General features: G+C 64.4%; 7 protein-coding genes. 4 read left to right on the top strand and 3 right to left on the bottom strand.

Annotated elements, in window-relative coordinates; genetic code table 11:
• On the top strand, positions 1-676 hold a 676-nt coding region (locus Q0C64_RS06405; RefSeq protein ID WP_294121687.1), incomplete at its 5' end, for an ATPase, T2SS/T4P/T4SS family.
• On the opposite strand, the gene Q0C64_RS06400 is transcribed toward Q0C64_RS06405, so the two are convergent.
• Genes Q0C64_RS06400 through Q0C64_RS06390 form a run of 3 tightly spaced genes read right to left on the bottom strand, consistent with a single transcriptional unit; the run spans position 673 to position 3655 of the window.
• Positions 673-1680, bottom strand: a complete 1008-nt coding sequence (locus Q0C64_RS06400) for a putative sulfate exporter family transporter (RefSeq protein ID WP_294121685.1) — start codon at positions 1678-1680, stop codon at positions 673-675. The genes Q0C64_RS06405 and Q0C64_RS06400 overlap by 4 nt on opposite strands.
• A 53-nt stretch (positions 1681-1733) precedes the next feature.
• Positions 1734-2828, bottom strand: coding sequence for a glycosyltransferase family 1 protein (locus Q0C64_RS06395; protein WP_294121683.1), 1095 nt, complete (start codon positions 2826-2828; stop codon positions 1734-1736).
• Positions 2825-3655 (bottom strand): UDP-2,3-diacylglucosamine diphosphatase, encoded by an 831-nt coding sequence (locus tag Q0C64_RS06390; protein ID WP_294121690.1) that lies wholly within the window; start codon positions 3653-3655, stop codon positions 2825-2827. The genes Q0C64_RS06395 and Q0C64_RS06390 overlap by 4 nt, the downstream gene beginning before the upstream one ends.
• A gap of 285 nt (positions 3656-3940) precedes the next feature.
• Here Q0C64_RS06390 and Q0C64_RS06385 point away from each other — a divergent pair, with 285 nt between their 5' ends.
• The 3 genes from Q0C64_RS06385 (at position 3941) to Q0C64_RS06375 (ending at position 6291) form a co-directional block, all read left to right on the top strand.
• Positions 3941-4804: a cytochrome b/b6 domain-containing protein gene (locus Q0C64_RS06385; RefSeq protein WP_294121688.1), complete on the top strand. Its 864-nt coding sequence runs from the start codon at positions 3941-3943 to the stop codon at positions 4802-4804.
• Positions 4801-5556, top strand: coding sequence for a molybdopterin-dependent oxidoreductase (locus tag Q0C64_RS06380; RefSeq protein ID WP_294121681.1), 756 nt, complete (start codon positions 4801-4803; stop codon positions 5554-5556). Before Q0C64_RS06385 ends, Q0C64_RS06380 begins: the two co-directional genes overlap by 4 nt.
• Positions 5557-5970: 414 nt before the next feature.
• The gene (locus tag Q0C64_RS06375; RefSeq protein WP_294121676.1) at positions 5971-6291 is read left to right on the top strand and encodes a hypothetical protein; all 321 of its coding nucleotides are present in this window, start codon (positions 5971-5973) and stop codon (positions 6289-6291) included.
• Positions 6292-6422: the final 131 nt, after the last annotated feature.

Genomic DNA, 6422 nt, shown 5'->3' with positions numbered 1-6422 from the left:
CCGCATGAACGTCGTCATCTCCGGCGGTACCGGTTCGGGCAAGACGACCATGCTCAACGCCCTGTCGAAGATGATCGACCCCGGCGAGCGCGTGATCACCATCGAAGACGCGGCCGAGCTTCGCCTGCAGCAGCCGCACTGGCTGCCGCTCGAAACCCGCCCGCCGAACCTCGAAGGCCAGGGCGCGATCACCATTCGCGACCTCGTCATCAACGCCCTGCGTATGCGTCCCGACCGCATCATCCTGGGCGAAATTCGCGGCAGCGAGTGCTTCGATTTGCTCGCCGCCATGAACACCGGCCACGACGGCTCGATGGCCACGCTCCACTCCAACAGCCCGCGCGAATGCCTGGCCCGTATGGAAAACATGGTGATGATGTCCGACATCAAGATCCCGAAGGAGGCGATCAGCCGCCAGATCGCGGACTCGGTCGATCTCATCGTCCAGGTCAAGCGCCTCCGCGACGGTTCGCGCCGCACCACCAACATCACCGAGGTGATCGGCATGGAAGGCGACGTCATCGTCACCCAGGAGCTGTTCCGCTTCGAATATCTCGACGAGACGCCCGACGGCAAGATCGTCGGCGAATATCGCTCGATGGGCCTCCGCCCCTACACGCTCGAAAAGGCCAAGCAGTACGGCTTCGACCAGCCCTATCTGGAAGCCTGTCTCTAGACCCAGCCGAAGCCGATCGCGGCCAGCGCCAGCCCCGCGATAATCAGTGTTTCGACTATCATCAGCACGACCGGCTTCCAGCCGATGTCGAGCATTTCCTTGAACTGCGTGCGGACGCCGAGCGCGGCGATCGCCGTGACCAGGCACCAGCGCGACGCGGCGCCGCCGGCTTCCTGGACGAATGCGGGAACCGGCAGCAGGCTGTTTAGCGCGACCAGCGCCAGGAACACCGCCAGGAACCAGGGGAGCAGCGGCGGCCGCTCGCCCTCGCCGGCTCCATTGGCGCGGATGACCATGGTGGTCGCCAGGATCACCGGCAGCAGCATGGCGACGCGCATCAGCTTGACGACCGTCGCCGTATCTCCCGCTTCGGGCGAGATGGCATAGCCGGCGCCGACCACCTGGGCGACGTCGTGGACGGTGGCGCCGATGAACATGCCGTAGTGGACATGGTCGAGGCGCAGCAGCTGGATCAGCACCGGGTAGATGATCATCGCCAGGGTCGAGAGGGTCGACACGCCGATGATGGTGAACAGCGTGTTGCGCTCCTTCTGCGGGTCGGGCGGCAGGGCAGCCGAGATCGCCGCCGCGGCAGAGGCGCCGCAGATCGCCGTGGCGCCGCCGGTCAGGAGGCCGAACCGGCCTTCGAACCCCATCCGGCGCGCCAGCCAGATCGATGCCAGGATGGTCAGTGTGACCAGCGCAATGACCAGCGCCACCGGCTTCCAGCCCAGCGCCGCGATCTGCTGCAGGGTGATCCGGAAGCCGAGCATTGCAACACCGAGGCGCAGCACCGTCTTGGATGCGAACTGGACCCCCGGCCGGCAGCGATCGACATCGCTCAGGAAATTCATCGCCATGCCGAGCAGCAAGGCGAACAGCATCACCGGCCCGCCATAATGGTCGGCGAGGAAGGTCGCCGCCACCGCGATGACCAGCGAGGCCAGCAGCCCCGGGCCGATGCCCGCCAGCGCCTGCGGCCGATATTTACTGAGCGATGCCATTGGCCCATCCCCTCGCCACGGCCCTAATCGGGAGGCAAGCGAGCGGCAAGGCGTCAGGGCATGACAAGCTCCGCTACGGCAGATGCTTTCGGCTGATCCCAGCCCGCCACCTTGGCCGGACGCGGAGCGAGTCCCGATAGGAAGGCGTCGGTGCAGCGGTCCCATTCGTAGTGGGCCGCCTCGGCAACGCAGGCCGTTCGATCGGCCGTCATTGCCCGCTGGATTGCCTCGGTGAGGTCCTCATCGACCGCCCCGATTGGCAGAGCTCCGCCGTTGCGGCCCATCCCGTCCCGGCCAAGGATGTCGATCGGACCAGGTACCGGAAAGGCCGCGACCGGCACACCGCTGGCCAAGGCCTCGATATTGACCAGGCCGAAGGTGTCGGTCCGGCTGGGAAAGACGAACAGGTCCGCTGCGGCATAGGCCGAAGCCAGCTCACGGCCATGGAGAGCCCCGAGGAAGACTGCTTCGGGATAGCGCATCTTGAGGTCCGCCAGCGCCGGACCGTCGCCGACGATCACCTTGGTTCCGGGCAGGTCCAGCGATAGGAAAGAATCGAGGTTCTTTTCGACCGCTACCCGCCCGACGTTGAGCATGATCGGCCGGGGCAGTTTGGCCATTTCGGCGGCCGGTTCGGCATTTGGCGAGAAGAGTCCGAGATCCACTCCCAGCGGCCAGAGGTGCACTGGGCCGATGCCCCGCGCCTGAAGCTCGTTGGCCAAGGTCGGGGTGACCGCGAATACGCGCGATGCCGCGCCATGGAAGCGGCGCATCACCGGCCAGAACCAGTCGACCGGGAGCCCGGTCCGCACCGCCACATAATCCGGGAAGCACGTATGGAACGAGGTGGTGAACGGAACCCCGCGCTTGCGGCACCAGCGCCGCGTCGCCCAGCCGATCGGACCCTCGGTCGCGATATGGACCGCGTCGGGCGCGAATGCGTCGAGCCGCGTCGTGACCTTCCTGCCGCAGCCAAGCGCCAGCCGGATTTCCGGATAGGTCGGGCATGGCACGGTTCGGAACTGGTCCGCCGTGATCGTCTCGACTTCGATGCCGCGCTGGCGGATGCGCTCGACCGTTGCGCTAAGCGAACGGACCACGCCGTTGACCTGCGGATGCCAGGCGTCGCTGGCCAGTGCCAGCCTCATGCCAGCGCCGCCTTGGCCGGCATCGCCGAAACCCGCTGGCGTCGCTGGGACCGCTCGGCCTCCAGCCGCTTGCGCTCGGCCCAGTCGATGATTTCCATCCGCCCGTCGAAATGCTCGACCAGCGCGGTGCAGCTCTCGACCCAGTCGCCGTCATTATAGTAGGTGGCCGTGCCTATCTGGCGGACCTCGGCGGTGTGGATATGTCCGCACACCACGCCGTCCGCGCCATGTTCGTAAGCGGCGTGGGCGACCGCCTGCTCGAAGTTGGAGATGAACTCGACCGCGTTCTTGACCCGTTTCTTGAGCAGTGCCGACAGCGACCAATAGGGTTTGCCCAATGCTCGGCGGACGCGGTTGAGAACACCGTTCAGCTTGAGCAACAGGGTGTAGGCCTGGTCGCCCAGCACCGCGAGCCACCTGGCGCACAGCACCACGCCGTCGAACTCGTCGCCATGCAGCACCAGCAGGCTGCGGCCGTCGGCCGTGACATGGATGCATTGCGGTACGACCTCGATCCCGCCGAAATTCAATCCGGCATAGTCGCGGAACAGCTCGTCGTGGTTGCCCGGGACATAGATTACGCGCGTGCCGTGCTTGGCCATCTTCAGCCAACAGCGGACGATGTCGTTGTGGCGCGACGGCCAGTACCAGCCCTTTTTGAGTTGCCAGCCGTCGACGATGTCGCCAACCAGATAGAGCGTGTCACACTCGATACTCTTCAGGAAATCGAGCAGCAATTCGGCTTTGCACCCCGGCGTGCCGAGATGGACGTCGGAGATCCACACCGTCCTAAAAACAAGCCGGGGAAAACCCGGCTCGAAATGCATCGGTTCGTCCTGGAATACCGCGGGAAATCCCGGCGGAAGCTTGAACCTGGTCTTGCCGCGGTTCTGCGGCGGTGGCTGGATAGCGCCCATCATCCCCTCCCGAGGCGGTTGACGATGATCTAGCCCAAGGCAGGGTCAGCCAGATTGCAGTTCAAAGGCAGATTTGTTGCGGCGCAAGGCGGCCGGTGACTCCGCCCAGCGCTTATGCCATGCTGGCCTTCGCCCGGGGGCGAAACATGGAGGCAGTTGCCGATGAGCACGCCTGCAGCAGAAGCAGTTTCGGCGATGGCCGCAGTTGACGACACGTCAGAGCCTCCTGACCACCCGGCGCGGGGTGGCGAGCTGGCTTACCGGCACCGTTTGCCGACGCGAATCTGGCACTGGGCCAACGCGATCACCGTCTTCGTCATGCTGATGAGCGGATTGATGATCTTCAATGCCCATCCGAGCCTTTACTGGGGTAAGTACGGCGCCAACTACGACACGCCCTGGCTTCATATCGGATCAACCGAGCGCAGCGGCTTCCTGCAGGTCGGCGGAGCCCGGATCGACACCACCGGCGTTCTCGGTCGCTGGACCGACAAGCAGGGCCGCCTGCAGAGGCGGGCCTTTCCCCATTGGGCGACGATTCCATCGAGCTACAATTTGGCCGCGGGGCGGCGCTGGCATCTTGCCTTCGCATGGATCCTGGCGATCGGGTTGACCGGCTACGCGCTTGGCAGCTTCGCCAACCGCCATGTCCAGCGTGATCTTGCGCCCACCCGTTCCGAATTATCGCCAAGGCATATCTGGCATGACATCAAGGAACATGCCCTGCTGCGTTTCCCGACCGGCGAGGCGGCGCTGCGCTACAACATCCTTCAAAAGCTCAGCTATGTCGGCGTGATCTTCGTCCTCATTCCGTTGATGGTCCTGAGCGGGCTCGGCATGTCGCCGGGGGTTGACGCCGGGTGGCCATGGATCGTCGACCTGCTGGGCGGCCGGCAGTCCGCCCGGTCGATCCACTTCATCACTGCCATGCTGCTGGTATTGTTCATCACGGTGCATCTGCTGATGGTTTTGCTTGCCGGACCGTTCAACGAAATCCGATCGATGATCACCGGCTATTTCCGGCTGCCGGCCGACCGGCAGGGAAAGGACGCACAATGATTTCCCGCCGCAAGTTCATCGGGTCGATCACCCTTGGTGCGGGCGGCCTGGTCCTGTCGGGGTGCGATCGGCTTGATGCGAGCCCCAAGTTTCGCGGCGCGCTGAGGTCGGCCGAGGGGCTGACCATGCGCGCCCAGCGGCTGGTCGTCGATCGCACTGCCCTGGCGCGCGAGTTTTCCGAGGCCGACATGTCGCCGGTCTTTCGGATGAATGGCAACCGCATGCCCGACACGCCGGAATATCAGGCGCATCTGGCCGAAGGCTTCGCCAATTGGCGGCTGAAGGTGGACGGGCTCGTGCGCAAACCCCTGGCGCTATCGCTGGCCCAGCTGCGCAGCCTTCCGACGCGAACGCAGATCACCCGGCACGACTGCGTCGAAGGATGGAGTGCGATCGGCAAGTGGCACGGCGTCCCGCTGGGGCTGCTGCTGCGGGCGGCCGGCCTGCGTGACGAAGCGCGATACATCGTCTTTCATTGCGCCGACCGATTTGGATCGGCACCCTATTATGAAAGCATCGACTTAATCGACGCATTCCATCCCCAGACAATCCTCGCCTGGGGCATGAACGGGCAACTGCTGCCGGTCGGGCACGGGGCGCCGCTGCGCCTCAGGGTCGAGCGCCAGCTGGGTTACAAACATGCCAAATATGTCATGCGGGTCGAAGCGGTGAACGACTTTGCCTCCATTCACGGCGGCCGTGGCGGCCTGTGGGAGGACCGGGTCGACTATGAATGGTATGCGGGCATCTGAGCGGCCATCACCGGACAGGTCTCTTGACGAACAAATGCACTTGGCTTCCGTCAGCTTCAATGCCGCAAGGGGGATCCAGTTCAACTGCACCCGCAGAACTTTCAACCCCGGCGTAAGAGAGCTTAACTAACCATCGGATTTTCCGAGAAGTAAATGGTGGGCGTGGCAAGGATTGAACTTGCAACCCCTGCGATGTCGACACGAGCCGCCCACGCAAAACTGCGGTTTTCTGCGGTTTCTGGGCAGTCCTGCGACCCGATTTGCCCAATGAATCCGCGAATCCCAAACCGATCGAGTTCAGATTGAACCAGTCGAACACTGTGTCTTAAAAATCGAGATAAAGCGGTTCTGCGGATAGCAAATGTTCCGAGGCCGTAATTGCATGTTAATGCTGGCTGCCTTAACTGACGGGCCATGCGACGCCTGCTCGCCCTGATCGTGTTAGTCCTGTCCCTGGCGCTTACGTCGGGGCCGGCATTCGCCGTTCCGGCGGCGGATTGCGCGATGGCGGGAGCGGCCTCTTCAGGCATGAGCCATGATGCGATGGACTGCTGCAAGCCTGATTGCGCGCCGAGCTGCGCCACCCTATGCCCAGCTGCGGTCGTTCCGACGATTGATCCAGCGGGAGTTCCGGCAGAACCCGCCAGGACGCTGCTCGTCGCGCTAAGCCCGGCTCCGCTTGTTGCCACCGATCTGTCGGGCACCGACCCTCCTCCACGAACCATCCTCAGCTGAGGCCGTTGCGCTCGCCGGCGCCAAGCCCGCGCGTGCCCTCGCGAACGGCCTGACTTAGTGACGCCGCGAACATGTGCGCCCGCGCGCCTTGTCGCTGCCGTTGGCCGGGAGCCCCCGGTGCAAAGCTGAAG

The organism is Sphingomonas sp., assembly GCF_023266535.1.
Taxonomy (GTDB): domain Bacteria; phylum Pseudomonadota; class Alphaproteobacteria; order Sphingomonadales; family Sphingomonadaceae; genus Sphingomicrobium.
The sequence above is the reverse complement of the archived record's forward strand: the minus strand, read 5'-3'. Positions and strand labels throughout refer to the sequence as shown.

Bases quoted from the DNA above. Each gene is read 5' to 3' on its own strand.
- Q0C64_RS06385 (WP_294121688.1), top strand. From the start codon at position 3,941: ATGGCCGCAGTTGACGACACGTCAGAGCCTCCTGACCACCCGGCGCGG.
- Q0C64_RS06400 (WP_294121685.1), bottom strand. From the start codon at position 1,680: ATGGCATCGCTCAGTAAATATCGGCCGCAGGCGCTGGCGGGCATCGGC.
- Q0C64_RS06395 (WP_294121683.1), bottom strand. From the start codon at position 2,828: ATGAGGCTGGCACTGGCCAGCGACGCCTGGCATCCGCAGGTCAACGGC.
- Q0C64_RS06375 (WP_294121676.1), top strand. From the start codon at position 5,971: ATGCGACGCCTGCTCGCCCTGATCGTGTTAGTCCTGTCCCTGGCGCTT.
- Q0C64_RS06390 (WP_294121690.1), bottom strand. From the start codon at position 3,655: ATGCATTTCGAGCCGGGTTTTCCCCGGCTTGTTTTTAGGACGGTGTGG.
- Q0C64_RS06380 (WP_294121681.1), top strand. From the start codon at position 4,801: ATGATTTCCCGCCGCAAGTTCATCGGGTCGATCACCCTTGGTGCGGGC.